The sequence below is a fragment of the Priestia sp. VA7 genome (genome assembly GCF_055710015.1).
Genome location: NZ_JBVQPN010000001.1, coordinates 1,142,924 through 1,169,335 on the forward strand (window position 1 = coordinate 1,142,924; position 26,412 = coordinate 1,169,335).

Here is a 26,412-nt window from a genome sequence, read left to right on the forward strand (position 1 = left end):
GCATAGTAAAAAAAAGAAGTTACCAAAAGGTGACTTCTTTTTTTATTTAACCTTATTTTCACTCTTTTTAAGCCTTAAGACATAGGATTCATTAGCTTCCTGAGGTAACTACAACTACATAGTATCTAAAAAATCATAATTCCACTTAGCAATTAGTATCTATTTCATTAATGTTCTTCTTTAATATACTCCCATTTATAGACATTTTGTTTTGTTTTTTTATCTTAGACTGCAAAATTTATAAAGACGAATTCTTTGATAGGTGGCAACACTTTTCATAAACAATCTGAAACCCATACAGCACAAACGTTTTTATTAAAAAAACAATGGATAATTGAAATCTAGTCAACCGGGCTAAAGAGACGTATCCTATTTTTTTTAACCATTTTAGTCCGAAGTAAGTAAAAAAAGAATCAATAAGTATATTTACTAAAAGATATAAGTTGAACTTTCCGTAAGTATATTTTAATATCCACAAAGCTCCAACTAAAAAGGGGCCAAATATTAATGGTAATTCTGCTAGAACATTCGGCTTGATTGAGTACGGAAACCACCACCATTTTTTCTTCTCTGCAAACCTGCCTTCGGCAATAAGATACAAACTCATAAAAAGACTCCCTGGAAGGAATCTTTTTAGCGCTTTTTTACCAATAAACGGAATACTAAGCCAAGGTAAAATCGTCATTAAAATGATTAGCAATTTATCTTTTTTCTTCAACTGATATTCTCCCTTTTTAAAAATATGGATATGTATATATATTCCCTTTTTTATGAGTGTTTATGTGATGAAATAAGAGATCCTGTTTTTTATTACTTTGGTTCATTTCTTCTAAAGCTTCTAATAAACATGTAGTAGTAAGGAAACCGAAGGGAGAGCTAGTAATGATTTCATTATGGGAGGAACATTTATTTTGGTTAGAAATAATTCAGGACCATGCTTATTTTGTACGAGATCACTTATCGGTGAAGGAAGTCGAATACGTCCGAACAGCTAAGCAATATATTCATTTGTTTGATGACTTGCTAAAACAACTGAACTATTTATCCCCTGATGTTATGCACAACGATCCTGCATTAATAGAATTCTCGAGAAAGGCCTGGCCAATTACCAAAGGATATTTTGATTTTGAAGGGTCTCTTCAGGCTCTTCGAATTGAAAACGCAGTAAATCTAAACTTATCTCCAACCTATCTTAATGGTACGTTAAGTGAAAATCAGGAATATTTAAGATTTTTATCTTATCTAGTAAAAGGAAAGGAGCCGGTTCCCCTTAGCTTAGTCGAATTAATGGATTTATGGCTCGAAGATCAGCTTGGACATGCTGTTTTGTTTAAAAACCTGCTTGATCCGATTGAGATTATGATATCTAAACAAGCAGATTTATATATCGGGAAATTTCAGGCATTCATTGTACAGAATCATCATTTAAAAGGTTATTTGCGGTTTAAGCAGCCAGGTTTTGCAAGACAAACAGAATTTGCTTTAGAAGTGGGGAAAACAACTATTGAGATGAGCCAGTTTGTTTATGCTATGACTGAAAAGTACAAGGAGAACAAGCTATTAAATAAGGAAACGTTAAGGTTTCTGATACATCATTTTCCTGAGACTTGTTATTTTATTAAAAAATTGAGTTACTATGCTCCGGAATTGCAGCAAGAAGCCAACCAATGCTCATTACGAAGAATTTCTTATCTTTAAGGTAAGGTAAACCATTTCATAGAATCTAGATTCGTTCCTATATTATATTGTACTTCTGTATGCGTTATTTATATGTATATAAAAAAGAAAGGTCTACCTTAGAAGGTAGACCTTTCTCGAGAAGAATTAATTACTGAAAACAAAGAAGATGTGGTTTGTATTTTATTAATTTGCTATATAAAAGCTAAGCAGATCTTACATCACTGGTTACAACCTTCAGTTCTTTTTCTTTCATACAAAAGATTTCACTCTCAAGTTCACGCAATCCATATATAACGATCAAAAGATTTGTTCTTAACCAATTTTCGATATTGACAGATTGGTTATACTTTGTAAAACTTAATATACATAATGTTCATTAGTTTACATCGTGTATAAAATGTACATTGATGATACAGGATAGTTTAAATAGTCAATCATCAGAAAAGTTCTCAATGACTGCAACTATGCAAGTTACAATCATATATTTAATAAAAGTTATACAAGGAGACGAACGATGTCTAAAAAAACAAAAGTAGATCCTAGGATAAAAAGAACAAATAAATACTTAAGAGACGCTTTAGTCGAACTTCTTAAAGAGAAAGACGTTACATCCATTACGATTCAAGAAATTACGGAAAAAGCGGAATTAACGCGGGGAACCTTTTATTTGCATTACCAAGATAAGCAAGACTTTCTCATGCAGAGTATGAATGAAGTTCTAGAAGAGCTAATAGAGAAAGTAAAGCCTAAACAAAATAATGAGGATCCCGCAGCAGTAGAAGAAAATGATGAATCCGTTTCTTTCTTAAAGCTTTTTGAATTCATCTATGACCATTCCGATTATTTTAAAGTTATGCTAAGTGATCGAGGGTTGCCTCAATTTAGAAGTCATATGACGGAAATTGTAAAGAAAAGAGTGTATGGAGAGCTGATTTCTTCAATTGGAGAAGCAGAGGATGGACTTGATATCCCTGAAGATATTCTGATTAGCTATATCACATCAGCTCATATAGGTGTCATTTGTTCTTGGTTAGAAAGTGATATGAAATTTAGCCCTGCATTTATGGCTGATAAATTAACCAGCCTAACACTTTTAGGGCCAATTCGAGTGGCGGGTTTAGAAAAAAAAATAAAGCTTCCTTACTGAAGCTTTATTTTTTAGTTTGTTCAAATGCGGATAAATATCTTTCTTCTTTATCATAGCTACCGTGATGGTTTGAAGAAACATGAACGCCGCATTTTTAGTTTTTTACAATCATGAAAGGCAGAAAGGAATTGTAGTATGAAAATAGAAAAACATTGGGGGATTTCCTTACTGGCAGTTTTAGCTATTGGTCCTGGTTTAATGTTAAACACTTCATTAAATTCTATACGTGAAATTCTCCAACAAACGTATAATGATCAATCTTATATTTCGATAACACCGGTTTTAATAGGGGTTATGAGCTTTGCATTTTGTATTCCGTTTGGACCTATTCTTCGACATAAGTTAGGGGAGAGAAGGACGTATGTTCTTTCGATGTGTCTGTTTTTTATAGGAGCTATTGTAAGCATTGCTTCTAACAGCTTCTTAGGAATGGGCATTGGTCGTTTTTTACAAGGAACAGGAACAGGTTTAGCACTTATGATGATGATTCCAATGCTGGTTCTTTCTTTTCCCATTCAGAAACGGAACTTGGCATTACTGATTCTTATCGGCGGATTTTATGGATCTAGCGTTGTGGGCATTTTTCTCGGAATGTTAGTGAACAGCTACGGACACTGGAGATGGTTATTCTATATAGCGGCCGTCCTTTCCTTACTGGGAATATGCTTCAGCTACAAATTTTTAACAAATGATCATGCCAAGCAACAGCACAAGCATCATGAACCATTTGACATCATCGGTGTAGCATTAATGTTTATGGTTACTGCATTTATTACGTTTACATTACTTAATCTCCAAAAATCAGGGTGGACATCTACTTATGTATGGATAGGCATAGTGGGAAGCATCATTTTTCTATGCTTTTTATTCGCCGCAGAATGGCATATTAAAAATCCTTTAATTCCCTTTAGATTAGTGGCTTCTCGAAAACCAGCTCTCGCTATCTTAATTGCTGTTATAGGCAATATTAGTATGAGTTTAACTCTTTTATCTCTACAAGGATTGCTTAAAAGTGGATCTAGTTTTGATAAAGGAGACACTTCACTGATCTATATCGGGCTTTTTGCTGGAATAGTAATTGCCGCCATATTAAGTGCCGTATTATATGATAAATTTGGACCGGGCGTATTAGGTATTATAGGAGCGGTCATTATTATGGGAGTGAACATACAATGGATTTATTTAGACGGTCATGCTTCAGCTTTTCTCTTTGTTAGTAGCTTTGCCGCTTTAATTGCAGGAGTGGGTTTCACAGTTGCTGCAGGTCTTATGGGGGCAGCTTTAGGCGGACCACTACCAAGTTTAGTCCCTCGGATGGTCACGGTTCAATTTATAAGAGTTACAGTATCTGCGGTCATCCCTGTAATCAGCAGTATTGTCTTTGCAAAGGTGTATAAAGGTCACTTTGCAACGGTAAGCGGAGAGAGCCAGGTGGCTAGTAAAGAAAATTTCACTCAGTCTCTACATGTAAAATCTGAAATCATTACTTATCATACATTTTCTACGTTTTCGTGTATATTAAGCATTGTAGTATTCATTCTTTCGTTTTTGATGTTCCTAACAGGTAAAGGCCACAAGCTGGCTCATAAGCCGCATGATAAAGAAAAAAATAAAGAAAAGCAGAGTACCGAAGAGATTCACATTAAAAAAGATACTCCCGTTTTTGAGCGTTCGCCTAAAGAGGCTGTTTCGAATCGAGTCATTGGTGACAGCGAGTATAGAGCAGCTTTAAAAAAGTTTGGTCAGCCTAAACCTTCTGCTGATAAAATGCTGCGTATAAGAGATCAAGAATATAGAAAAGCTCTTAAAAGGATGAAGGATATAGGACAATAAGTTAAACTGAAGAAATTTGAATAAAGAACAGAAAGAGCAAACTCACGTGTAAGAGAGTTTGCTCTTTTCATTTCTATACGTACTCTTTACAGATATGTGGATTTTTATAAATTACGTTGTGACGCAGAAAATATACATAGTAAGCGAATAAACAAAACAGAATTTTCATAAAATAGGGAGTTCTGTTTTTACGCTTAATATCAATACCAAAATTTAATAGAGCCTTTTATTTAGATATATTTAGTATGTGAATTCGAGTTGTTTGTTTCAAAGATAATTTCCTCAGAGAGCTTCTCTCTGCATATTAAATGCATGTATTTAGCTTTTTTCTTAGTTGATCTAATACTTTTAAGGAGAAAAGTATGGAATGCGAAATTTTATCAAAAAAGGAAAATTAGTAGGCTTAAATTAAAGATACGCTTGGAGGGCGCCAAATCTATTTTGGCTTCAAGTTGGAGGGGAATTTTAGTGATAGAATGGGAAAAAGAGACTACCCTATAAGATATTACATCCATATAAAAGGACATTACTTTTGTGATAACGTCCTTTTACATAGCTAATTATTCTTTTTCAACTACCGTAAAGTATTGGACGTTCCTTTTAACAATGACCAAATCATTTGTTAGATCCAATATTTTACTTTTGTCTTCAAACCTATACTGTATGTAGTTCTTTGCACGAATAAGTGATTTAGCTTCAACTAAATGACTTATTTCACCATTAATTAGATGAAACGTTACTTCATACTTTTTCATAAGAAAACACCTCCATAGTATCAATTTTTACTATTACTTCATTTCTGATACTCTTTCTTTTGACTGATGATTAAAAAGTTAGCGGTGTTCTATTAGGGCGAACAGAACAAAAAGCATATAACAGAACCAAGTTTTAATTGTCACATGGTACCAAGTTGGGTATATAGCTGTTGTTATTTAGTATATTTTAGATAGAAACAGTACTTATAGCTGTGTTACAATATTCCTGTTATGTAAAATGAAATTCATTTTATAGTTCTATTTCGTTTTAACTTACTTATTAAAAATTCCATGTTATGAATGGAAATTAGTTTACATAGGAAGGTTTCTAAAGTTGATTTAGAAATGGAATGGAGAGGTATCTGTGGAAAGAAACGAATTTAGAAGACAAAAAGCACTTCGGTCAAAAGAGAAGAGAAAGAAAAAGCTTAGTCAACATAATGCCTTAAACTTATCACTAATCTTTATATCAATATGCATTGTTTGTCTGCTAATCAACTTATCATTGAGATAGAAAAACGTTCACCAAAAAGAGTATGTAAAAGAGAGGAAGACAATTTAATATGAGTAATCAACAAACAGTGGCCGAAAGCTCTAACATCAAAGTGCTGCCGATTATAACGTCGTTTCTTATTGCTGGATTTATCGGTTTATTTAGTGAAACAGCGCTAAATATGGCATTAAAAGAGCTAATTTCTGGCTTTGGTATTCACGAAACAACTGCACAGTGGCTGACAACAGGGTATCTGTTAACGTTAGGAATTTTGGTACCTATTTCAGGTTTTATTCTTCAACGCTTTACAACCAGACAGCTTTTTATAGCATCTCTAATCTGCTCCATCATTGGAACATTTATTGCCGCTGTTGCACCAACATTTGGGGTACTCATGATTGCCCGTGTCGTGCAAGCGGTTGGAACTGCTTTACTTTTACCGCTTATGTTTAACACGATTCTTGTTATTATCCCGCCGCATAAGCGTGGAAAGTCAATGGGGATCATCGGCCTTGTTATTATGTTTGCGCCAGCTGTTGGACCAACCGTATCAGGATTAATCTTAAAAACATTAACGTGGCACTGGATTTTCTGGATTTCACTTCCACTGTTATTTGTTGCCTTAGTATTTGGAGCTTTTTTTATGCAGAACGTTACCACACCAACAAAGCCAAAAATCGATATGATTTCCGTTGTTCTTTCAACAATAGGTTTTGGAGGAATCGTATTTGGATTTAGCAGTGCTGGAGAAGGCGGGGGCTGGGGAAGTCTACAGGTTATTCTAACTCTTGTGATTGGAACCATTGCGTTAGTGGCATTCTCTATTCGTCAAACGAAGATGAAAGAGCCAATGTTAGATCTTAAAGCCTTTAAGTATCCAATGTTTACAATTGGACTTTTATTAATTCTAGTCTGCATGATGGTACTATTGTCTGCGATGATGATTTTACCTTTGTACTTACAAACATCATTAGCTTTATCAACCTTTGCCGCTGGCCTAATGCTTCTTCCTGGAGGAGTGATTAACGGAATTCTTTCACCGGTTATGGGGGGATTATTTGACCGCTTTGGTCCCAAATGGTTAGTTATCCCTGGACTTGTGATTGTAGCCGGCACCATGTATGGTTTCTCAACCGTAACGCTGGAAACGTCAACAGCGTTTATCGTTGCTCTGCACATTGCGCTTATGATAGCCATTTCGATGATTATGATGCCGGCTCAAACAAACGGATTAAACCAGCTTCCCCCTGAGCTGTACCCGCACGGAACAGCAATTATGAACACTTTGCAGCAGGTTTCTGGCGCAATTGGAACAGCTGTTGGAATTTCCATTCTTTCATCAGGTTCAAGAAGCTTCCTTGAGACGGTATCAGATAAAATGGATCCATTAAATCAAGTTCTTGCCTTTACCAACGGTGTTCAGCATGCGTTCATCTTTGCGATTATTGTTTCAATTGTTGGATTGGTTATCTCGTTCTTTATCAAAAGAGTCAATGTTGAACAAAAAGCACATTAATAAAAAACACAGACCATTGGATGGTCTGTGTTTTTTTGTAATAAGCGGACACTATAAGAAGAACTAGATAAAGTACGTTGAGGTGAGTTCACTTATGATATCAAGAAAACATTTAGGATTTAACCTATCTATAATAGCGATTCCGTGGTTGTCGTTGTTATTTATAGGAAAACGCAGCATAAGACGTTATTCGTTAGCGGGGATTTTTATTATTATCTTTGAAATTATTAATCATTTGTATGGGCATCAGAGGAAGTGGTGGAAATTTTATGATAAAAAAGATTCGTTTATAAAAGATGAACTTCCTTTTAGTATTGGGCCTTATATGCCTCTTTCAATGTGGCTTCTTAAATCTTCGTATGGAAACTTTAAGAAGTTTTTATTACTGAATATTATAGTTGATGGAATCTTTGCTTTTTACTTTATTGATGTTCTTAAAAGGTTGAAAATTGTAAGTTTAAACCGATTAAGTCATTTTCAATTTTTTATCTACCTTCATTACAAAGCATATTTGTTATATGGAGCGCAATATTTATTTGAAAAGGCGAAAAGATGAAGTTGATTTAAAACCTTAAGTGGGATTACATAGGCACCATTTTTTAATTTCGCGGATATAGACATCCCCCTTATTATTCAAGCAATTGAACATAAATTTAATGTCCAAACTGTTGAGATCAAATTGACAAACGGAGATACTGTATCAGTCATGATTGATTAGTGATTTGCTTATGTTATATTTCAATCTTTAATGTAATTTAAAGTTAAATATATAGAAGAGAGCTGTTTTGAAGAATCAGCTCTCTCTTTTTTATGTTCCCATAAATCATTTATATAGATAGTATTCCAAATAATACAGCCACAATCGTCATAACTAACGCTGTTCCAATGGCATACTTGGCAGCAAAGCGAATATGGTCACCTATATCAATGCCAAGGAGTCCTACTAAGACATAAATAGAACCTTGAAGTGGACTTAATAGATGCAAGGGTTGCCCTAGTAAAGAAGCTTGACCAATTTCTAGTGGAGGGATGCCAAAGTGAGCAGCCGTTTCAGACATAATAGGGATAATCCCGAAATAGAAGGGAGCATTTGCCATGAAAAAAGTAAATGGCATACTTATAAGCGCAACAATTACTGTTAATTTTGGTCCAAGAGCATCAGGAATAACTGCTATTAAAGTATCCGCCATAGCTTTAACAATACCTGTTCCATCTATAATTCCAGTAAATATACCTGCAGCAAATATCATGGAAACCACCGTTAATATATTTCCTGCATGAGCATGCAAGCGCTCTTTTTGATCTTGTAAATTTGGGTAATTAACAATCATCACGATAGCAAAACCAATCATAAACAAAGCTGGTAACGGCAAGAACCCTAGAACTAGAGCAGTTAGAAGTAAAAGTGTTAGGATTAAGTTGAACCAGAATAATTTTGGGCGCTTTATTGATGCATCCATTCCTACATCAAGAGCTGCAGCAATTTCATCGTTAAATTCTGTATCTATATTGATAACTCCTAGTCTTTTACGTTCACGTCGTCCAAGAAAATAAGAAACCCCTAAAACCCAAATCGTGCCTGCAATCATAGAAGGAATAAGTGGTAACAGCAAGTCTGTTACATCTGCTTTTACAGCCGCCGTAGCTTGTACAGCAGGACCACCCCAGGGAGTCAAATTCATAATACCCATTGCTAACGCAGGAATACAGGCTAGAATAAGTTTATTCATACCTAATCGATTGTATAGTGGGAGAAATGCAGTTACTACAATTAGATATGTAATGGTACCGTCACCATCTAAAGCAACTATTAAAGAAAGTACTGCAGTACCCATTACAATTTTTAGAGGATCACCGCCAACCATCTTTATAATCTTCGCTACTAAAGGATCAAATAATCCTGTATCAATTAACACCCCGAAATAGAGAATGGCAAAGATAATCATAATTGCTGTCGGAGCAATAGTTTCAAGACCCTTCATCATCATTGGTCCTAAATCAGTGAAGCCGCCCAATAAAGCAAAAACAATAGGAACCACTGTTAATGCACTAAAGGCAAACAAACGCTTACTCATGATTAAATACATAAATACTACAATCATCGAAAAACCTAAAAATGTTAACATATTATACCCCCTCTAGAACTTTCTTTCATTTTCCCTCTTGTTTATCTTTAATGTCATACTTTTTAAATTCTCATTAAACTATCTAACTATCATTCTTTATTATAAAGCTGCTTTTCACCATCATTCATTAGTAAAAACAATTGGATTTTTTTACATATTATTGATTTGAAACCTGTTATCAGAACGAATGTAAGGGTTTACAAAAAATCTAGCGTGAATTCCCCCTTTAAGCCCACTGTATATATAGAATCATTAATAGATTATTTTCTATTCTCGTGTTTCTTTAACTAATCCCTCCTTTACTAAAATCTTTTGTTGATGATTGCTTAGAACTAAAGGTAGTGCTCTCATTATTTGCGTGTTAACAAGCAAAATACAAGTGTTAGGATTAATAAACTTATAGTCACTTTGTAATATCTTAGTAGGGGAGCAGTTAGATATCTCCGGATGATATCTAAAAATGATTTTACAGAACTAACTATATTCATTATTACAACTCATTGTTTAAAGTAATAATTATTACTTTTTGTTTAATTGTTGTAATAATTGTGACTATTTAAAAGTATACTATCATGGCTTCTAATGAAAAGTAAATGTTTTTTATAGAAATGAAAAGTGAAAGGGAAGTATTAGACTTAACTAAAAAAATAAAAAAGTGGTAAAAACATAAAATATCGAATTATTTTATACATTCGATATTTCATGCTTTTACCACATTCGTAAATTTAATCAGTGTAATGATAATTAATTTTTGTAAGGACTGAAGTGATTTTATCGAGACGATCCTTTGTCTTTTCTGGATAATTTATAGCTATCGCACTTACAAGATAATCGGCCACAAGTAGCGACGCTATAGGTGAATTATGAAAGGCGATACTACTCGAGCTACAAGTCAGTACTAAATCTGAGTACTTAACTAAAGGAGAAGAATAACTGTCGGTAATTGAAATGACCTTGGCATCGTTACTTTTGGCAGCTGTTACAAACTCAACAGTTCTTCTAGCGTACCTTGGAAAGGAGGTTGCAATAACTAAATCTTTAGAAGTTAAAGTAATTCCTTTATCCACCCAATCACTTAAGTCAGAGACAATTAGCTCACAGTTTCCGAGTAGTCGATTAAGCCCAAAAGATAGATGCTGTGCCACGGGTAAACCACTTCTAACGCTTGTACAAAATATTCGGTCTGCAGAGACAATCATTTCTAACGCTTTATTTAGGCTCTCTGTAGAAATCATTTCTACTGTTGATTGAATGTTATTGAATTGACTTTCTGCACAGCGCATCCACAAATCACTCTCATCTAAGCCCTTCAAATTTGTTTCTAATCTGATTTGAGGAGCAGCATTGTTACGTAGAAGCTCCTGAAGTCCTTTTTGAAACTCTGCATATCCAGAATAGCCTAGACTAAAAGCTAACCTCATTATCGTGGTCGTACTAGTTTTTACTGTCAAAGCCAATTGATCAACCGTTAAAAAAGCTACATCGACAGGATTTTTAAGGATATAGTCTGCTACTCTCCGTTGAGTTTCTGTTAGTTGTGAGATATTATCTTTTAATTTTAATATTGGATTTTCCATACCTTCGCTCCAATTAAACAGATTATATTGTAAATTTTATTTTTTTAAGCATATAAAAAGTATTTATCACAATACTTACTTGAATTTTAGCATGTTTACTTTTTTATGTAAAAATGTTTCTTCTAAGCAATAAAGCTTAGGATATGTTTTTCCTGTGCTTTATTTACAAAAATAGATTTACTTTATTAGGCACCGGTGATAAGATACATTTAAGATTATAGTAATAAATATTACTTAAATAAAAAATGTAGTAATTTTTATTACTTTATTTATTTTTTACGATGTTTTTCTATCTTTTTCAAAAATGCAGCAAATAAACTGTAGATATTCTGCGAATAGGGGGGGCAATATCTAATTTTATTAATTTAATTTTGTAAGCGTTATCCTGAGTAGAGCATTGATTAAAATATATTAAAATCGAAGAGGAGTGTATATCAGTGAGTAATTTAGCACCAGTATTATCTGAAGACATTATTAAGAGAGCAAACCTTCTTAATACAACTCTTATATCCGACGCAATGGGGTGTACAGGCTCAATGGATTATAAAATTAAGCCTGTATCTACAGGAATGAAGGTAGTTGGAACCGCTCTAACTGTAAGTTTAAGACCTGGAGATAACTTATTTCTTCATCAGGCAATCTATGATGGTACAGAAGGATATGTACTAGTTGTAGATGGAAAGGGGCATACGGCAAATGCTTACCTTGGAGAATTAATGGCAGCTGCAGCTAAAGCTATTGGACTTGAGGGGATTATTATAGATGGGGCAGTTCGGGACAAAGAGACCCTTAGTCAATCAGGATTTCCTATTTTCTCAAAAGGGTTTATTCCGAATGGTCCTCTTAAAGATGGTCCAGGTGAGTTACATAAACCTATTTCTTGTGGAGGCGTAGCTGTTATTCCAGGAGATCTAATTATAGGTGATGATGACGGAGTTGTTGTAGTTCCAAAAGAAAAGATTGAAGAGGTTCTTTTTAAAGCGGAAAAAAAACTAGAGTATGAGAAAACGCGTTTAGAAACGATCGAAGCATTTGAAAGAGCGCGTCTGCAAGGTGAATCTGGAGGTAACATTCAGCCTTCATGGTTAAGAGAACAGATGAAAGCATATGGATTATAAACAGAAGGGAGAGCTTTAAAGTGAAATTAGGTTTTATTGGATTTGGAGAGGCGGCCTTTGAGTTATCAGTTGGCTTAAAAGGCGAAGGTTTAGAAATCATTTTTGCTCATGATGTTATGATAGACCATCCTACGTATGGTCCACAAATTAAAGAACGAGCTGCTCAAGCTCAAGTAGAACTTTTTTATAGACCCGAAGAAGTTTTAAAACAAGTGGATATAGTAATAGTAGCAGTACCCGCAGATAAAGCACTTGAAGTTAGTGAGATGCTAAAACCATTTATAAAGAAAGAATGTATCTATGTAGATGTATCAGCTTCCACTCCTATCGTGAAGCAAAAAATTAACATAAATATACAAGAGAAGAATGCATTCTTTGTAGATGCCGCAATGCTAGGTCCCCTGCCAGTTTATAAACATAAGGTTCCTATTTCAGCAAGTGGTAATGGTGTAGATCGACTGATTTCATTAATGACTCCGTACAGTATGGACATAACTAAAGTAAGTGAAAAACCTGGTGATGCCTCTGCTGTAAAGCTAATTCGCAGCATTTATATGAAAGGTGTAGTCGCTCTTTATCTAGAGTTATTAGAAGCTTCTCATGAATTTAATGTAGAACAAGTAGTCTTAGATTCTATTAGTGAAACTTTAGATAGTAAGAGCTTTAGAGAAACAATGAACCGATTGGTAACTGGAACCTCTATCCATGCATTAAGAAGATCAATTGAGTTAGACGGCTCTATTCAAATGCTAGAGGCTTCTAATTTAAATTCTGTTATGTCTAAAGCAGCAAAAAGTAAGTTAGAAACATTGGCTTCATTTAATTTAAAAGAAAAGTTTAAAGGACAAAAGCCAGATCATTGGTTGGATGTTATCAAAGCATGTAAAGAAGATGCCACTGTAAACAATTAAATAAACTAATCTATTATATCAATAGTAAGAGACGGGGAGATTTACTTGGGAATATGGGATTTTCAAAGCGGTTCTATTTGGTTAGAAAAGGGGTTTATTCCAAATAAGTCTACAAGTATAGCAGCTACTCATAAGAATTCCAGAGATATTTATTTATCAGAATCAAATGTAATTGTAACAGCCCTAGGAGATTTTTAATGTGGGTGGTTACTGTAATCAATGCTTATTCAAGAGAACATAATATTATCATGTTTGAATTTAACACAGAAAGGGAGGCAAGAGAAACTTTCGTGAAATTACAAAACCATAAAATTTTTTCTGAAATTATCTGTTGTTATAATCCAGCTTCTACTCTAGCTGTTAACTGAGTTCTTTTGGGTTTAGGAAATCTACTTAAAAAAGATAGTAAAGAAGGCTAAGCAAAATGAGTGAACACGCAAATATAGTAATTCTCCAGAGCTTGACAATAAAAGAGATGTAAACGTTATGTTTAAAAATAAGATAGTGTTGATAGCCAATGGCGGCCCACGAATTAGCAAGGCTGCTTCCCATGATCAAACTTGTGGAAATTAAAAAACACCTCATATGACACTTATATAAAAGATAATTGCAGGTAAGGAATTGTAAAAGAGGTTACAGGAAGAACTGTAACCTCGATGTTAAACTTCCATTCCTTTAAAAGTGTCGCTAAGGGAGTTATTTAACTCAATAAACTGTTTTTCTATAGGGGTAAATTCATAATGTAGGCGAGAGATAGAAGTCAGTGTATCTATAAAGTGATGGAACTTCTAAATCATTGTTTATATTATAACGATTTGCGATGCGCTTAGCTACTAAGGAAATACCCATATCCATTAATGCAATTCTGGAGCGCCTACTTTAATAATGGCACCTTGCTCAATCTGTAAGCTTACATAAATATTATGTAGTATTGTCATGTACAAGCACTTATCAGATAGTACAAGTATATTTTTTTGTCTTACATAATCATCAAATGTTGTGTGTTGATCAATTCCTCGACCAATTACAACCATTTCTTCTACTCCTACTTCTTTATACATTATCTTTTTATTGTTTAATGATCCAATCGTATAAGCTACATCAATTTGTCCAAGCAGAACTTGATTTTCAATATATTGGATTGAACCCGTTTATAGCGTTACTGCTAAATCGGAATATGTGTTATAAAGTTTGTTTAAAGCGCTGAAGACAGCACATACACTTTTTGAGGAGCAGGATAAATGGATTCAAAAAATTAGAATGTATGCGGCAGCGGAACTGGTCGATTTAGCACCCGATTGGCTACAGGAAGAGGATGAAATAGAGGAAATTACAGAAGAAATGTTTATGGATTTTATGAGTTTAGACACTATATCCGTTTATCCAGAAGGTGATTTTGATTTTTCTGATGGAGATATGTTTGCAGGACATAGTATCGTTGTAGAAGGAAATATAAATGGGACTTTTACTAGGGCTCAAATTGCAGGATAAATAGAGTGGTTGAATGATAGTTTAAAAACAATTATGTAGTTTAAGAGAAGGCTTTTATCCTTCTCTTTTTTATTTAATTTTGTGGATGAGTTAAAATGGATTATTAATATTATTGAAATTTACATTTAAATTTTTAATTTATTAGTTAAAATTATTTAATTTTATTGTTTTTAATATTAAATAATTGTTGTATAATCAAATTAACTAAAAGAAGGAGATTTGATTATGGCTTATAAAGTACTTACAAATTGTCCTGTCTGCAGTGAAACGTTAAAAATTACAAAGCTACAGTGCAGCCATTGTCACACGACGATTGAAAATGAGTTTGAATTATCTAAGCTGGCATCTTTATCGAGTGATCAGCTTCATTTTGTAGAAGTGTTTTTAACGTGCAGAGGAAATATCAAAGAAGTTGAGAAAGAACTGGGCGTTTCGTATCCAACCGTTCGAGGTAAGCTTAATGACATCATTACATCTCTTGGATATGTAGAGAAGAAGAAAAATGAAGTAGATGAGAAAAAAGTTGTGTCTATGTTAGAAAATGGTGAAATTACAGCAGAAGAAGCCATCAAGCTCTTAAAAGAAGAATAGGGGTATTGTCTATGAAAGAGGAAATTACAAAAGTGTTAACAATGGTTCAAGAAGGCAAAATTGATGCAGAAAAGGGATCAGAACTGATACAAGTATTAAAAGAAAAAGAAGAAACAGGCAATAAGCTTTTGAAGAAACCGAATGCGTATCTAGATAAAACGTTAAAAATTCGAGTTGTTTCAACTGAAAATGATAATGTGAAGGTTAATTTGCCAATAAAGCTTGTCAAGCTGGTATTGATGGCGGGACACAGCATCGCAGCAAGTATTCCTCAATCAGAAAAATATGTAAAAGATATAGACATAAACCTGATTGTTGAAGCAATTGAAAACGAGTTAGATGGCCAAATTGTTGATATTAAATCGGCGAACGGAGATACCGTTTCAGTCATCATTGAGTAATGGTTTGCTTATGATTCATGTAAAAGTGAAAACAAAAGATGTTCGATTTAGCATTCCAGTTCCATATGCTCTTTTAAACATTGCTATTAGCGTTGCTTTTTCGAAATTTATCCAGAAGCATGCGGTTAAATGGACAAAAGAGCATTTTAAAAGAAAAGAGCTGAATTTCACTTTTCCGATAATAGATAAAAGCATGCTAAAGCCTATTGTTAAGGAACTGAAGAAACATAAGGGAATGGTACTAGTAGATGTCAAAGCTACTGACGGTACGGAGGTAAGAGTTAAACTATGATTTAGTATAAAGTACAATTAGCTTTAGAGAACTAAATTGCAAATGGATCCGCGTGTTTGAGCTCATTTAATAAAAGGTCTTAAATATTTAAAAGTAGAAAAAACTTTCGTTAGTTGTACACAACAAGTACTATCTAACAGTTGGATATTCTCTATGTACCAGAAAAGAAGGAGCAAACTCCAGTGATAAGGCGTTTGCTTCTTTTATTTATGTATATGATTCTGTTTATAGGTTTTGAGGCTAGTTTTGAAACAAAAAAAGGGTCTTAATTTGGCTCAGAATCATTAAGTATAGTTGCGTCTCAAAAACTATCCTGCTTTTAACAGGATCAATAAAGTTCAGCTGTTATATTTTCCATCCTGATGTTCATATCCATACATAATAACGAATATGTTTTTAATAAGTCGCTAAATGGTTCTATAAAAAATAATAAAATTCATGTTGACAGTAGAACCATATGATTTTATAATTATCCTTAATTAAAGATATTTTAATTCGAGATTTTAAATTGATGAAAAAATAGGAGGAATAAAAAATGGTGAGTATTGGTTTATTGTTAATACGTTTAGTCATTGGGTTATCTTTTATGGCACATGGAACTCAGAAATTATTTGGATGGTTTGGCGGCCACGGCTTAAAAGGAACGGGAGGATGGTTTGAATCTATCGGAATGAAGCCAGGTGTTAGAATGGCGTTAATGGCTGGATTATCCGAGCTAGTAGGAGGAGCTTTATTTGCTGCAGGACTTCTTACACCGCTAGGAGCGCTTTTGATTGCCGGAACAATGGTCATGGCTATTGTGAAAGTACACGGTCCGAATGGATACTGGGCAACACAAAATGGCTATGAATATAATCTTACGCTTTTAGTTGTAGCAATCGGTGTAGCAATTGCAGGACCAGGGTATTATGCATTAGACACGTTTATTTTCTAAAAGAGAAAATAGGTTGAAACAAGAAAGACGCTTTTATTTTTTGGTTAATATCTCGAATTCGAGATATTTGCGATAAATAGTTGTAATTTTAAGAGGGATAATGAAACATATGACGAAAAATGTATCGAAGGAGATGGTAGTAATGAATAAAAGAACAGCGGGTATTCATCATATCACGGCGATTGTAGGTCATCCTCAAGAAAATGTTGACTTTTATGCAGGTGTGTTAGGATTACGTTTGGTCAAACAAACGGTGAACTTTGATGATCCAGGAACGTATCATCTTTACTTTGGAAATGAAGGCGGAAAACCTGGAACGATTATCACATTCTTCCCGTGGGCAAATGCACGACAAGGAAAAATAGGCGACGGGCAAGTTGGCGTAACTTCCTATGTGGTACCAAAAGGTGCGATGGGCTTTTGGGAACAGCGATTAGCTAAGTTTGGGATTCCAGCTACAAAGATGGAGCGATTTGGAGAGCAGTATTTAGAGTTTGACGATCCTCATGGTTTGCATCTAGAGATTGTGGAAAGAGAAGAAGGCGAAAAGAACACGTGGCAAGCTGGTGAAATTAAACCTGATGTTGCCATTAAAGGATTCGGAGGCGCTACGTTACTATCTGTTAAGCCTCATGAAACAGCTCAGTTATTAGAAGATGTAATGGGGCTGAAAAAGATAGGTGAAGAAGGTGATTTTATACGTTTTCAATCATCTGCTGACATTGGAAATGTGATCGATTTAAAATTAACAACGATTGGACGGGGGCAAATGGGTGTTGGAACGGTTCACCATATTGCATGGCGAGCAAAAGATGATGAAGATCAATTAGAATGGCAGAAATACGTAGCCGACAGCGGATACGGAGTAACGGCTGTTCGAGATCGAAATTATTTTAATGCAATTTACTTTAAAGAACACGGAGAAATTTTATTTGAAATTGCAACAGACCCTCCAGGTTTTGCACATGATGAGTCACTTGAAACAATGGGAGAAAAGCTCATGCTGCCTGAACAGTACGAAACCCATCGAGATCAAATTGAAAAAGCTTTGATTCCTTTTGAAGTGAGAGAATTAGACTGAATTTTACTAAAAGAATTCTTTTAGTAATAGTAAAATGCTAGTTCAACCGTAATTTAGGTATAAAGAAGGAATTAATTTATCTATATATAAAACTAATATCTATATTTGAAACACCGTGGTAATATGAAATTAATTCCAAGTAAGGAGGTGAATAGATGACGAAAACCATTGGTCTTATTTGTGGAAGCTTACGAAAGAATTCGTATAACCGAATGATTGCTGAGTCATTGACTACATTAGATGACTCAGCTCAATATCGCTGGATTGAAATAAGCAGCCTGCCTTTTTTTAATGAAGACTTAGAAGCTGACGGATCACCAGAATCTGTCGCATCCTTTAGAGCTGCGATTCAAGATGTTGACGGCGTTATTATAGTTAGTCCAGAGTATAATTCAGGAATTCCAGGAGTGTTAAAAAATGCCTTAGACTGGGCATCAAGACCTCGGACTTCTTCTGTTTTAAACAGAAAACCAGTTGGTCTCATTGGAGCGACTCCAGGAGGCTTCGGTACGGCTTTTGCTCAAATGCAAACGAGAGAAGTACTGGAAGCTATGCAAGTCAACGTTTTACCATTTCAAAAAATGCTGATTTCGCAAGTTCATGAAAAGATTGATTCGCAACAAAAAGTACTAACCGATGAAACAACAAAACGCTATCTTCAGCGCTACCTACAGCAGTTCATTCATTGGATTGATCAAGCGCCTGTTCCTGTTCTAGATTAAGAGAGAGAACACATCTCACGAACTTTCACCTCAGAAATAGCTTTTCTTTCTATACATGTTTTACCTAACAGATCATAAATGAAATCCAAAAAAACGTTCAAATTATAGACCGCTTGTAAGGAATGGAAGAAGTACATGTATCCTTACTTGCCTTAATTTAAGGAGGATTATAAAATGTCTGATCTTTACTCTCGCCTTTCAAAAGATGATGCTGCTGTGCTTTTAGTTGACCACCAAACGGGGCTTATTTCCGGCCTTGTACGTGACTATGGTGTTGATGAATTTAAAAACAACGTATTGGCTCTTGGTGATACGGCTAAATTCTTTGATTTACCGGTTATTTTAACAACTAGCTTTGAAAATGGACCCAACGGCCCGCTCATGCAAGAACTCGTTGACTTGTTTCCTAATGCGCCAAAAATAGCTCGTCCTGGACAAATTAACGCGTGGGACAACGAAGAGTTTGTTAAAGCAATTAAAGCGACCGGGAAAAAACAGCTGATTATCGCCGGTGTAGTGACAGATGTCTGCGTTGCTTTTCCTGCACTTTCTGCCATTAAAGCAGGCTACGAAGTGTTTGTTGTGACAGATGCTTCCGGAACGTTCAATAAGCAAGTCGCAGATGCAGCATTAACGCGTATGGCTCACGGAGGCGCACAGCTTATGAACTGGTTTAGCGTAGCGTGCGAGCTGCAGCGTGACTGGCGCAACGACGTTGAAGGTTTTGGCAATTTAATTTCTAGTCATCTTCCTGGTTATCAAAACTTAATGGGCAGCTATAGAGGAGCTCAGCGCGATTTCAGCAAGCAGGGTGTCTAACGTAGCAGAAATTAAGTTTTGCTAAAGGTCGTTCTCTTTACATATAAGACATGAAAGTAGAATGGCATCTGTGGATCATTTATGTGACGGAGAAAACGTAACGACATAAAAGTAATTGTTAGATAGGTGAGCCGACTGATAAACAGCTGGCTCACCTATCTTTTACTACGCTACCTGTCATGAAATATGCGTCTCTTGTATATAAAATAAAGTATATTAACGACAGCCTGATAAATGATAGGAAGGGATGCGGAGTAGTGGAAGAAAAAAAAGTTACGTGGCTGGAGCTTTTTTATGATTTGTTATTTGTGGCAGCCGTTGCGACTGCTACGCATGTTTTGCTTCACGTTGAACAAGGGTATATTCATGGAGAGTATTTGTTAAAGTTTGTACTGATCTTTATTCCGATATGGTGGGCGTGGACGGGACAAACGATGTTTATCAATCGATTTGGACAAGATTTTTTGCATCAGCGCATCTTTATGATTCTTCAAATGCTGTTTGTTCTTATCATGATCTCAAGCTTGTCCGTAGATTTTGATCAATATTACGTCTCTTTTTTGATTGGCTATATTGGTCTAAGAGCGTTAACCTCGATTCAATATCTCATTGTTCAAAAATTTGAACAGAGTGAGAGAAAAAAAGTTGCTGTGTTTTTAGGAACATGCTTTGGAATTGGGATTTTTATCTCGCTTCTGTCGCTCTTTTTTGAGTCATGGGTCCGCTACGCCGTGTTATATACAGGAATTGCCGTGGACATGATTTTACCTATTTTAGGACATAAGCGACTGGCGAAATTACCGACCAACACGGCTCATTTGTTAGAACGCTTTGCGTTACTAACATTAATTCTGTTTGGAGAATCGGTTGTCAGCATTCTTGCTGTGATACAGCCACAAAAAGGGGACTGGAACACCATTTTATTTTCGGTTATTTCATTTGTCCTGATCATCGCCATGTGGTGGCAGTACTTTGAGAACGTAGAAAAGAAAGTGAACAAGTCCATCCAAAGAGCCGGGCAAACGATTATTTACGGACACTTACTTATCCTCATGTCTCTAAGCATGATTGCAGCATCGATTAAGCTGATGTTTTTACACGAAGTTCGGTACACATTCAGCTTATATTTTGTATTCGGATCCGTGCTGCTTTACTTCATGGCAACCACTCTTGTTTTTCACCAGTATAGATTCGAAGAACATCGTTTGAAAGTGTATCATTTAGGCTTGTTTTTAGGGATTTTAGCTGTATTTTTTATTATTAACTTACTTTTAGTCGTCCCGGGCCCCCTCATCGTAGGAGAGTTAGCCATCTTTTTTGTTATCTACGCTAGGTTTACGACCACTTAACCAAATAAAGAACGACTATATAATGGAGGTAGCGAAATGGCAAAAATTAATGTAGGAACAGAAAATGAAGCACCTATTGAACTATACTATGAGGATCACGGGACAGGAAAGCCGGTTGTCTTAATTCACGGCTGGCCGCTAAGCGGACGATCTTGGGAATATCAAGTTCCAGCTCTTGTTGAGGCTGGATACAGAGTCATAACGTATGACCGCCGAGGATTCGGAAAGTCTTCTCAGCCATGGGACGGCTACGATTATGAAACATTCGCTGCTGATTTACATCAGCTGCTAGAACATTTGGATCTAACAAATGTGACACTAGTCGGGTTTTCAATGGGCGGCGGAGAAGTAGCTCGTTATATAGGAACTTACGGAACAGATAGAGTAGAAAAAGCTGTATTTGCAGGAGCTGTACCACCATTTCTTTATAAGTCAGAAGATCATCCTGAAGGAGCATTAGATGATGCAGGAATCCAAGAATTTGAAAACGGCGTAAAAAATGATCGCTTAGCTTTCCTTGATGATTTTACAAAAACATTTTTTGGGGTTGAAGACGGAAATGACTTAGTCAGCGAACCATTTCGACTTTACAACCGCGATATTGCAGCCGCCGCATCGCCTAAAGGGACACTAGACTGTATAGCTGCTTTCAGCAAAACGGATTTCAGAGACGATCTAGCCAAGTTTACAATACCTACTCTTATTATTCACGGTGATGCAGACGAGATCGTTCCATTTGAATATAGCGGAAAGCGAACGCATGAAGCCATTTCTGGTTCCAAGTTAGCTTTAATAAAAGGCGGTCCGCACGGCTTAAATGCAACGCATGCACACGAATTTAACGAAGCGCTGCTGTCATTTTTAAGAGACTAAATATAAATGATTATTTTGTAAGTGGAAATCTGACGTATGAATAGGAAAAGCGAAAAGAAGTTGCCGGAGGGCGCTTCTTTTTTATCAGTTCATGCAATTAACAAAGGCATCTGATCGCTCCAAGGATTCTTTAGGGTGACGCATCTGATTACAAATAAAATCCCTAAATAGCTATAATAACTTTTACTTTATTTTTTCTGCTTACCATAATAACTAAAATGAGTGGTGAAAACAAAGAGCAACCCTTTAATTAAAGGCTGCTCTTTGTTTTATACATCTTATTTTGCTTTTCTAACTAAAACAAAATGTCTTAATAGTTAAGTGTGGTAATGAAATACTATTTACGTAATTCTTCTAATTCCGCAAGAAGGGTTTCAATCATTTCATCGCTTCTTCGAAGTTCTTGATTAAGCATATAAATCGTTTCCTCTTCCCAATTGAAAGGGTTACCATAAGAAGGGGTAACAGGAAGATCTTCATACACATCTCCATTTTCTTCACTGTGCTTTGTAAAATATACAGCAACTTCACACATTGGATGACCAAGAGCAATACGTTGGCGCAAGCTCACTTTTCCATAGCCAAATTTACGAGCTGCAATTCCTCCAAACACACTAGACGTCATCTTACATAAATGAGGAGCATCCTGTACGACGTCACCAAATGGACATTGGGTAGCGCTTACAACCACATGATCTGGATGAACGGAAATAATTTCAAAGTGACCTCCAATTGAATTTTTAAGGTCAATTATAACTTCTGCATATTCCTCTACCGTCCACTTTTCATGCTTATCGCTATAAAAGTCTTCCATCCACTCTCCAGTACGAATACCAATTTGTTTAATATATTCTTCAGCTACGGGGCCTACCGTTTTTTCATGAATCATTGCGTACTGTGTAATAAGTTTAGCCAAAAATACATGTCCGCTTAGCTGACCTTTTTTTAAAGCCATATTGTAAATCCCCCTTTTGTTTTGTAAAAGAGCAAAAATATCAATTCAATAAGCAGCACTTTTTCTATATATCTCTATTTCTTAATTATTACAGATTAACAAGATCGCGTGTTATGTTTTTTGAATTTAAAAATATTTATTTGTAAATACTGACTTCTTTTTAAAAAGAAAGAAGGAGATTAGCATAATGGGCCTTATAAGAAATAAAAATCCCTTAGAAGCTCATCGGTTTCTAAGAGATTTTAACTTCTCTTTCTAGATATAATTGCTTCAAAAGAAAAGATGATACAACTGACTAATCTGTTAAAAAGAATGTAATAAAAAGTTCAATATAGTGTTTTGCAGGTCCTCATGAAACTCCTTGCGATTAAAGTCTTCAGGATCCTGAGAAGGGAGGAAAGAAGGAGATTTCATAAAGTCGGGAAATGGGCTGAGAAATGAAAAATGCCCTCCATTTTCTACAACGATATGCTGAACTTTTTCCGGATCAGAAACACCATTTAATACAAATTCCCCGTGAAAAGAAGGAGTAATCGTATCCTTTTCGCCTGTAATCATTAAAATAGGTATATTCACGTCTTCAAGGGCTCCTTTTTCCCTAAACCATCCGGTGGCTGGCGCTAAAAGAATCAGTGATTGAACCCGCTTGTCATGATCAACAGATAAACAATAAGGCTTTTGATCAGGAGATTCAGAAGGAAAAGAAGTGGGAACTCCACCTGCTACAGCAAGAGCTGTATATCCTCCCATGGAATGCCCAATAAGAGAAATATTATTTGATTTAATGGATGGCGAAAAGGAACTTTCTTTTAAAAACCAATCGATTATAGTACGTATATGATTAGGCCGATTTTTTAGGTTATCTATTGTTCCAGATAGTGTATTATTCTCTCGATTATTAAACGGATGTTGAGGTACCCCTACAATAAAACCATTACGTGCTAAAAACGGGGCAATGGTTCGATAAACAAGAGGCGTGCTACCATCTCCATGAGAAATAATTACTAAAGGAAATGATCCATTTGAAAGCGGAGCATCTTGCGCAGCGCTTATCGTGTAAGGTCCCATCTTTTCAACTTGTTCTTCTTTATATGTAGGATACATAATAAGGAGAGGCAAGGCGTGTTCATTTGCTTGATCTTCTATATCTACGAATTGACATCCGGCATAAAATGACTGTCTTTCAAGTTTTCTTATGTGCACTTATATACTCCTCCTTGCTTTTAACAATCTTTATTATAACAAACTTATATATGAATTTTTTTGATTTAGCTCTCCTAAAAAAGAGTAATTAACCTTTATTTTAATTATTCGTCGGGCTGTTTTTGTACCGATAAAGCACATTATGATAACTAAATTTATGCATGCACTTATATAATGAAGACAGTAATATGTATTAAGGGGGGAAATCAAATGCATTGTTTAAAACCAAAAGATTATTACAAGATAAATAACATGTTAGAAGCGTCATTTAAGACTCCTACATTTGCTTTTTCTGTCGTTAATCATGTTATTCCAGGAGCTGTGTACGTAAATGATATTGTGAGGCCATCATCAGGATTTCTTAGAATACGTGCAGGTGACTATTATGTATTTGGACAAGGGAATGACGAGGTATTTAATAACTTTCTCTATCGTTATTTTGTTGAGAACGTGTATGGTAAGGAGAAACGGTTTACAGTTTTTACTCCATCCACTGACTGGGAAACTGTTTTTGACGAAACTTTCAAAACGTATGTAAAGAAAATGACGCGTTCTAAGTATAGGTTTCTTCCTTCAAAAGTGCATTCTACATACAGCTTGTCCCATCCCTATGAGTTACAAGATTTTAACGCTGATTCTTTAAGGAAAAGTGAGAATTTCAATGAATCATACATAGTGGAGTACTGGGGATCAGAAAATAATTTTCTGAAAAACGGATTGGGAGTTTGTCTAATCCATAAAGAAAAGATTATCGCTGAATGTGTGTCTATTTTTCATAGTGGAACCATAGCTGAAATCGATATTGTGACTAATCCTACCTATAGAGGACAAGGATTGGGAAAGATAGTGGGCCAGGCGTTTATAAATAAATGTTTAGAAAAGAATGTTATGCCTGCTTGGGATTGCGATAAGAACAATAAAGCCTCGAAAGCACTAGCCAATAAACTTGGGTTTTCGAATGAAGAGGATTACGCTTTATATGTATTAAAATGAAAAGAGAATGAGACATAAATAAATCAATACAATCTACAGACGAACGAATGGAATGCATGAGCGAATGGCTTGTTACACTGGGGGTGATTCGGTGCAAGACGCCGCTTTCCGCAGGCGGCCGATAAGCCTTGCCCTCTAATTAACAGAGCACAAGATGATTTTGCTGTAAACTGAATCCTATGCTCATTAGGTTTAACAGTATCTACTTTATTAAAATATCCTGAATTAATACTTAAGCAGGGGGACCTTATGATATCACTTCATAGAGTGTTAAAATTACGTGATTTAGAAATTTTTCAAGTAGAAAGAGAGGGATCTATCTTTTCTTATGTAGTCATAGAAGACACGAGAAAGCCATTTACAGAAGAAGATAAAAAACTAGATCCATTATGTTATATGGAGGAAGAAGATATTAACGCGATTTTAAATGTGTTTAGGATTTCATTAATCAATGATGAAAAATTAAGTGAAGAAGAGTCACTTTTTCTAAAATCGTTCTTTTCAGATTTTGTTAACAATACAAATTTAACAAATTTTATTATTACGGAATACATTCAAGAAGATTTGTATGATCATGACGTTAATATAAAATTTTTTAATAAAATTTTAAAGGATATAGGTTCAAATTATATTATCGAAGAATTTGATGAAATGAACTGGATTTATTTATCTCAAGATTAAAATATAACGATGGGTACTATATACAAAGCTAGTTTACATAAATACTTTTCTGGGAACTCAATTACATTTATTAATTTAACAATATTCAAAAAAACGCCACTATAGTGTAAAATTACACTATGATGGCGTTTTTTCTTAACGGAAGGAGAAAGAAATGAATAAAAAGAGCATCTAAACGAATAGTTAGATGCTCTTTTTATTGTCTAGAACGATGAAGTATGTTCTATATATGAAGAAAAACAATTTGAACTAGGTATATTTTGTATAATATGTTTCTAGAAGCGAAATCGTATAATTTTAGGGAATAGGAGTACAAAAATAGCATGAAGTGGACGAAAGTAAAGAAAAATATGGAGAATTTATTCTGTGATAAGTTGAAGTATAGATTGAGTATTCATTTGACTAAATATAACGTTTCTCTTGGAGAACAGGCACGTATTTGGATTACTCTAGATAAGAAGGAGATTTTTAATGCTTCTTCAGCAGAATATTTACTGGAACATGATAAACTTTGGAAGGAAGTACAGAGAAAAACAAGCAACCCCTTTCCAGAGTGTTTATATGAATGTTTCCCGGAGTTCATTGGGAAGGTAAGTGATATGGACTACACTGCAAGTATTCTAGAATATAGAGGTATTTTTAACGTCGACCATGTTTATGAAGCTTTCATTCAGTATCCTCAGCTGTCCATTGATCGAGCATTAAATTCTGGGAACATTATTTCTCAAGCTCTTGCATTAGTAGATAGAAGGATAGGGAAAAGGACGCTGGAAGCTCTAAAGTACAATTCGAACGTGCACCCTTTAATTATGCAATTTTATGAACTAAGATGTAAGATTGAAAATAGTAAGCCCAGTTAATAAAAAAAGGA

The 26,412-nt window shown here is 35.1% G+C and carries 28 protein-coding genes; 21 read left to right on the forward strand and 7 right to left on the reverse strand.

What is annotated here, in order from left to right; all coding sequences use genetic code 11:
- Positions 1-238: 238 nt before the first annotated feature.
- Complete coding sequence (locus AC0C45_RS06090; RefSeq protein WP_016766325.1) at positions 239-718, reverse strand: hypothetical protein; 480 nt, start codon at positions 716-718, stop codon at positions 239-241.
- A 164-nt stretch (positions 719-882) separates the two neighbouring features.
- Between AC0C45_RS06090 and AC0C45_RS06095 the strand changes: the two genes are divergently transcribed.
- The 3 genes from AC0C45_RS06095 to AC0C45_RS06105 all read left to right on the forward strand — a co-directional run bounded on the left by AC0C45_RS06095 (position 883) and on the right by AC0C45_RS06105 (position 4,660).
- Positions 883-1,698, forward strand: a complete 816-nt coding sequence (locus tag AC0C45_RS06095) for a DUF2935 domain-containing protein (protein WP_013084377.1) — start codon at positions 883-885, stop codon at positions 1,696-1,698.
- Between the two features lie 496 nt (positions 1,699-2,194).
- Complete coding sequence (locus AC0C45_RS06100; protein WP_233334962.1) at positions 2,195-2,827, forward strand: TetR/AcrR family transcriptional regulator; 633 nt, start codon at positions 2,195-2,197, stop codon at positions 2,825-2,827.
- Positions 2,828-2,962: 135 nt separating this feature from the next.
- Positions 2,963-4,660, forward strand: a complete 1,698-nt coding sequence (locus tag AC0C45_RS06105; protein ID WP_472927958.1) for an MFS transporter — start codon at positions 2,963-2,965, stop codon at positions 4,658-4,660.
- 560 nt (positions 4,661-5,220) lie between these two features.
- On the opposite strand, the gene AC0C45_RS06110 is transcribed toward AC0C45_RS06105, so the two are convergent.
- Positions 5,221-5,415: a hypothetical protein gene (locus tag AC0C45_RS06110; protein WP_034649834.1), complete on the reverse strand. Its 195-nt coding sequence runs from the start codon at positions 5,413-5,415 to the stop codon at positions 5,221-5,223.
- A 563-nt stretch (positions 5,416-5,978) separates the two neighbouring features.
- Here AC0C45_RS06110 and AC0C45_RS06115 point away from each other — a divergent pair.
- Positions 5,979-7,424 carry a DHA2 family efflux MFS transporter permease subunit gene (locus AC0C45_RS06115; protein ID WP_472927959.1) on the forward strand — a complete coding sequence of 482 codons (1,446 nt, stop codon included), beginning with the start codon at positions 5,979-5,981 and terminating at the stop codon, positions 7,422-7,424.
- A gap of 94 nt (positions 7,425-7,518) precedes the next feature.
- Positions 7,519-7,980 (forward strand): hypothetical protein, encoded by a 462-nt coding sequence (locus AC0C45_RS06120; RefSeq protein WP_472927960.1) that lies wholly within the window; start codon positions 7,519-7,521, stop codon positions 7,978-7,980.
- A 271-nt stretch (positions 7,981-8,251) separates the two neighbouring features.
- Here the strand turns inward: AC0C45_RS06120 and AC0C45_RS06125 are convergent, their stop codons facing one another.
- Together AC0C45_RS06125 and AC0C45_RS06130 are read right to left on the reverse strand one after the other, a co-directional pair.
- Entirely contained in the window at positions 8,252-9,550 is a 1,299-nt protein-coding gene (locus AC0C45_RS06125) for a CitMHS family transporter (RefSeq protein ID WP_472927961.1), read from the reverse strand.
- A gap of 725 nt (positions 9,551-10,275) precedes the next feature.
- Positions 10,276-11,127, reverse strand: coding sequence for a MurR/RpiR family transcriptional regulator (locus AC0C45_RS06130; protein WP_013058390.1), 852 nt, complete (start codon positions 11,125-11,127; stop codon positions 10,276-10,278).
- Positions 11,128-11,564: 437 nt separating this feature from the next.
- On the opposite strand from AC0C45_RS06130, the gene AC0C45_RS06135 reads away from it, so the two are divergent.
- From AC0C45_RS06135 to AC0C45_RS06145, 3 genes are read left to right on the forward strand one after another with little or no spacing between them, the layout of a single operon-like run.
- On the forward strand, positions 11,565-12,245 hold the full coding sequence (locus AC0C45_RS06135) for an S-adenosylmethionine--2-demethylmenaquinone methyltransferase (protein WP_047933954.1): 681 nt from the start codon (positions 11,565-11,567) through the stop codon (positions 12,243-12,245).
- A 20-nt stretch (positions 12,246-12,265) separates the two neighbouring features.
- Positions 12,266-13,156 (forward strand): prephenate dehydrogenase/arogenate dehydrogenase family protein, encoded by an 891-nt coding sequence (locus tag AC0C45_RS06140; RefSeq protein WP_047933957.1) that lies wholly within the window; start codon positions 12,266-12,268, stop codon positions 13,154-13,156.
- A 45-nt stretch (positions 13,157-13,201) separates the two neighbouring features.
- Complete coding sequence (locus AC0C45_RS06145; protein ID WP_160309932.1) at positions 13,202-13,354, forward strand: hypothetical protein; 153 nt, start codon at positions 13,202-13,204, stop codon at positions 13,352-13,354.
- A gap of 656 nt (positions 13,355-14,010) precedes the next feature.
- Here AC0C45_RS06145 and AC0C45_RS06150 read toward each other — a convergent pair.
- Positions 14,011-14,190 (reverse strand): hypothetical protein, encoded by a 180-nt coding sequence (locus AC0C45_RS06150; RefSeq protein WP_233334963.1) that lies wholly within the window; start codon positions 14,188-14,190, stop codon positions 14,011-14,013.
- 157 nt (positions 14,191-14,347) lie between these two features.
- Between AC0C45_RS06150 and AC0C45_RS06155 the strand changes: the two genes are divergently transcribed.
- The 10 genes from AC0C45_RS06155 to AC0C45_RS06200 all read left to right on the forward strand — a co-directional run bounded on the left by AC0C45_RS06155 (position 14,348) and on the right by AC0C45_RS06200 (position 21,709).
- The gene (locus AC0C45_RS06155; RefSeq protein WP_233334964.1) at positions 14,348-14,647 is read left to right on the forward strand and encodes a DUF2262 domain-containing protein; all 300 of its coding nucleotides are present in this window, start codon (positions 14,348-14,350) and stop codon (positions 14,645-14,647) included.
- 225 nt (positions 14,648-14,872) lie between these two features.
- Positions 14,873-15,238, forward strand: coding sequence for a DUF2089 domain-containing protein (locus AC0C45_RS06160; RefSeq protein WP_047933959.1), 366 nt, complete (start codon positions 14,873-14,875; stop codon positions 15,236-15,238).
- 11 nt (positions 15,239-15,249) lie between these two features.
- The gene (locus AC0C45_RS06165; protein WP_016766321.1) at positions 15,250-15,639 is read left to right on the forward strand and encodes an SHOCT-like domain-containing protein; all 390 of its coding nucleotides are present in this window, start codon (positions 15,250-15,252) and stop codon (positions 15,637-15,639) included.
- 10 nt (positions 15,640-15,649) lie between these two features.
- Positions 15,650-15,931: a hypothetical protein gene (locus AC0C45_RS06170; protein WP_047933973.1), complete on the forward strand. Its 282-nt coding sequence runs from the start codon at positions 15,650-15,652 to the stop codon at positions 15,929-15,931.
- Positions 15,932-16,466: 535 nt separating this feature from the next.
- Complete coding sequence (locus AC0C45_RS06175) at positions 16,467-16,865, forward strand: DoxX family protein (RefSeq protein ID WP_013084346.1); 399 nt, start codon at positions 16,467-16,469, stop codon at positions 16,863-16,865.
- 142 nt (positions 16,866-17,007) lie between these two features.
- Entirely contained in the window at positions 17,008-17,946 is a 939-nt protein-coding gene (locus AC0C45_RS06180) for a ring-cleaving dioxygenase (RefSeq protein WP_237892746.1), read from the forward strand.
- 155 nt (positions 17,947-18,101) lie between these two features.
- The gene (locus AC0C45_RS06185; RefSeq protein WP_237892745.1) at positions 18,102-18,668 is read left to right on the forward strand and encodes an NADPH-dependent FMN reductase; all 567 of its coding nucleotides are present in this window, start codon (positions 18,102-18,104) and stop codon (positions 18,666-18,668) included.
- Positions 18,669-18,842: 174 nt separating this feature from the next.
- Positions 18,843-19,487: an isochorismate family cysteine hydrolase YcaC gene (gene ycaC, locus AC0C45_RS06190; RefSeq protein WP_016766316.1), complete on the forward strand. Its 645-nt coding sequence runs from the start codon at positions 18,843-18,845 to the stop codon at positions 19,485-19,487.
- Positions 19,488-19,744: 257 nt separating this feature from the next.
- Positions 19,745-20,836, forward strand: coding sequence for a low temperature requirement protein A (locus tag AC0C45_RS06195; protein ID WP_472927962.1), 1,092 nt, complete (start codon positions 19,745-19,747; stop codon positions 20,834-20,836).
- Between the two features lie 36 nt (positions 20,837-20,872).
- Positions 20,873-21,709 carry an alpha/beta fold hydrolase gene (locus AC0C45_RS06200; RefSeq protein ID WP_047933965.1) on the forward strand — a complete coding sequence of 279 codons (837 nt, stop codon included), beginning with the start codon at positions 20,873-20,875 and terminating at the stop codon, positions 21,707-21,709.
- Positions 21,710-22,046: 337 nt separating this feature from the next.
- Here the strand turns inward: AC0C45_RS06200 and AC0C45_RS06205 are convergent, their stop codons facing one another.
- Positions 22,047-22,664: a methanogen output domain 1-containing protein gene (locus AC0C45_RS06205; protein WP_237892743.1), complete on the reverse strand. Its 618-nt coding sequence runs from the start codon at positions 22,662-22,664 to the stop codon at positions 22,047-22,049.
- A gap of 303 nt (positions 22,665-22,967) precedes the next feature.
- On the reverse strand, positions 22,968-23,867 hold the full coding sequence (locus tag AC0C45_RS06210; RefSeq protein ID WP_472927963.1) for an alpha/beta hydrolase family protein: 900 nt from the start codon (positions 23,865-23,867) through the stop codon (positions 22,968-22,970).
- A gap of 210 nt (positions 23,868-24,077) precedes the next feature.
- Between AC0C45_RS06210 and AC0C45_RS06215 the strand changes: the two genes are divergently transcribed.
- From AC0C45_RS06215 to AC0C45_RS06225, 3 genes are all read left to right on the forward strand, one after another.
- The gene (locus AC0C45_RS06215; RefSeq protein WP_472927964.1) at positions 24,078-24,860 is read left to right on the forward strand and encodes a GNAT family N-acetyltransferase; all 783 of its coding nucleotides are present in this window, start codon (positions 24,078-24,080) and stop codon (positions 24,858-24,860) included.
- A gap of 249 nt (positions 24,861-25,109) precedes the next feature.
- Positions 25,110-25,541, forward strand: a complete 432-nt coding sequence (locus AC0C45_RS06220; protein WP_472927965.1) for a terpene synthase — start codon at positions 25,110-25,112, stop codon at positions 25,539-25,541.
- A 323-nt stretch (positions 25,542-25,864) separates the two neighbouring features.
- A complete protein-coding gene (locus AC0C45_RS06225) occupies positions 25,865-26,401 on the forward strand; it encodes an SF0329 family protein (protein ID WP_095378503.1) in 537 nt (178 codons plus the stop codon).
- The last annotated feature ends 11 nt before the right edge of the window (positions 26,402-26,412 follow it).

Bases quoted from the DNA above. Each gene is read 5' to 3' on its own strand.
- AC0C45_RS06165 (WP_016766321.1), top strand. From the start codon at position 15,250: ATGAAAGAGGAAATTACAAAAGTGTTAACAATGGTTCAAGAAGGCAAA.
- AC0C45_RS06220 (WP_472927965.1), top strand. From the start codon at position 25,110: ATGATATCACTTCATAGAGTGTTAAAATTACGTGATTTAGAAATTTTT.
- AC0C45_RS06125 (WP_472927961.1), bottom strand. From the start codon at position 9,550: ATGTTAACATTTTTAGGTTTTTCGATGATTGTAGTATTTATGTATTTA.
- AC0C45_RS06215 (WP_472927964.1), top strand. From the start codon at position 24,078: ATGCATTGTTTAAAACCAAAAGATTATTACAAGATAAATAACATGTTA.
- AC0C45_RS06180 (WP_237892746.1), top strand. From the start codon at position 17,008: ATGAATAAAAGAACAGCGGGTATTCATCATATCACGGCGATTGTAGGT.
- ycaC (WP_016766316.1), top strand. From the start codon at position 18,843: ATGTCTGATCTTTACTCTCGCCTTTCAAAAGATGATGCTGCTGTGCTT.
- AC0C45_RS06160 (WP_047933959.1), top strand. From the start codon at position 14,873: ATGGCTTATAAAGTACTTACAAATTGTCCTGTCTGCAGTGAAACGTTA.
- AC0C45_RS06095 (WP_013084377.1), top strand. From the start codon at position 883: ATGATTTCATTATGGGAGGAACATTTATTTTGGTTAGAAATAATTCAG.
- AC0C45_RS06185 (WP_237892745.1), top strand. From the start codon at position 18,102: ATGACGAAAACCATTGGTCTTATTTGTGGAAGCTTACGAAAGAATTCG.
- AC0C45_RS06225 (WP_095378503.1), top strand. From the start codon at position 25,865: ATGAAGTGGACGAAAGTAAAGAAAAATATGGAGAATTTATTCTGTGAT.
- AC0C45_RS06150 (WP_233334963.1), bottom strand. From the start codon at position 14,190: ATGGTTGTAATTGGTCGAGGAATTGATCAACACACAACATTTGATGAT.
- AC0C45_RS06100 (WP_233334962.1), top strand. From the start codon at position 2,195: ATGTCTAAAAAAACAAAAGTAGATCCTAGGATAAAAAGAACAAATAAA.
- AC0C45_RS06205 (WP_237892743.1), bottom strand. From the start codon at position 22,664: ATGGCTTTAAAAAAAGGTCAGCTAAGCGGACATGTATTTTTGGCTAAA.
- AC0C45_RS06105 (WP_472927958.1), top strand. From the start codon at position 2,963: ATGAAAATAGAAAAACATTGGGGGATTTCCTTACTGGCAGTTTTAGCT.
- AC0C45_RS06130 (WP_013058390.1), bottom strand. From the start codon at position 11,127: ATGGAAAATCCAATATTAAAATTAAAAGATAATATCTCACAACTAACA.
- AC0C45_RS06115 (WP_472927959.1), top strand. From the start codon at position 5,979: ATGAGTAATCAACAAACAGTGGCCGAAAGCTCTAACATCAAAGTGCTG.
- AC0C45_RS06200 (WP_047933965.1), top strand. From the start codon at position 20,873: ATGGCAAAAATTAATGTAGGAACAGAAAATGAAGCACCTATTGAACTA.
- AC0C45_RS06175 (WP_013084346.1), top strand. From the start codon at position 16,467: ATGGTGAGTATTGGTTTATTGTTAATACGTTTAGTCATTGGGTTATCT.
- AC0C45_RS06170 (WP_047933973.1), top strand. From the start codon at position 15,650: ATGATTCATGTAAAAGTGAAAACAAAAGATGTTCGATTTAGCATTCCA.
- AC0C45_RS06110 (WP_034649834.1), bottom strand. From the start codon at position 5,415: ATGAAAAAGTATGAAGTAACGTTTCATCTAATTAATGGTGAAATAAGT.
- AC0C45_RS06120 (WP_472927960.1), top strand. From the start codon at position 7,519: ATGATATCAAGAAAACATTTAGGATTTAACCTATCTATAATAGCGATT.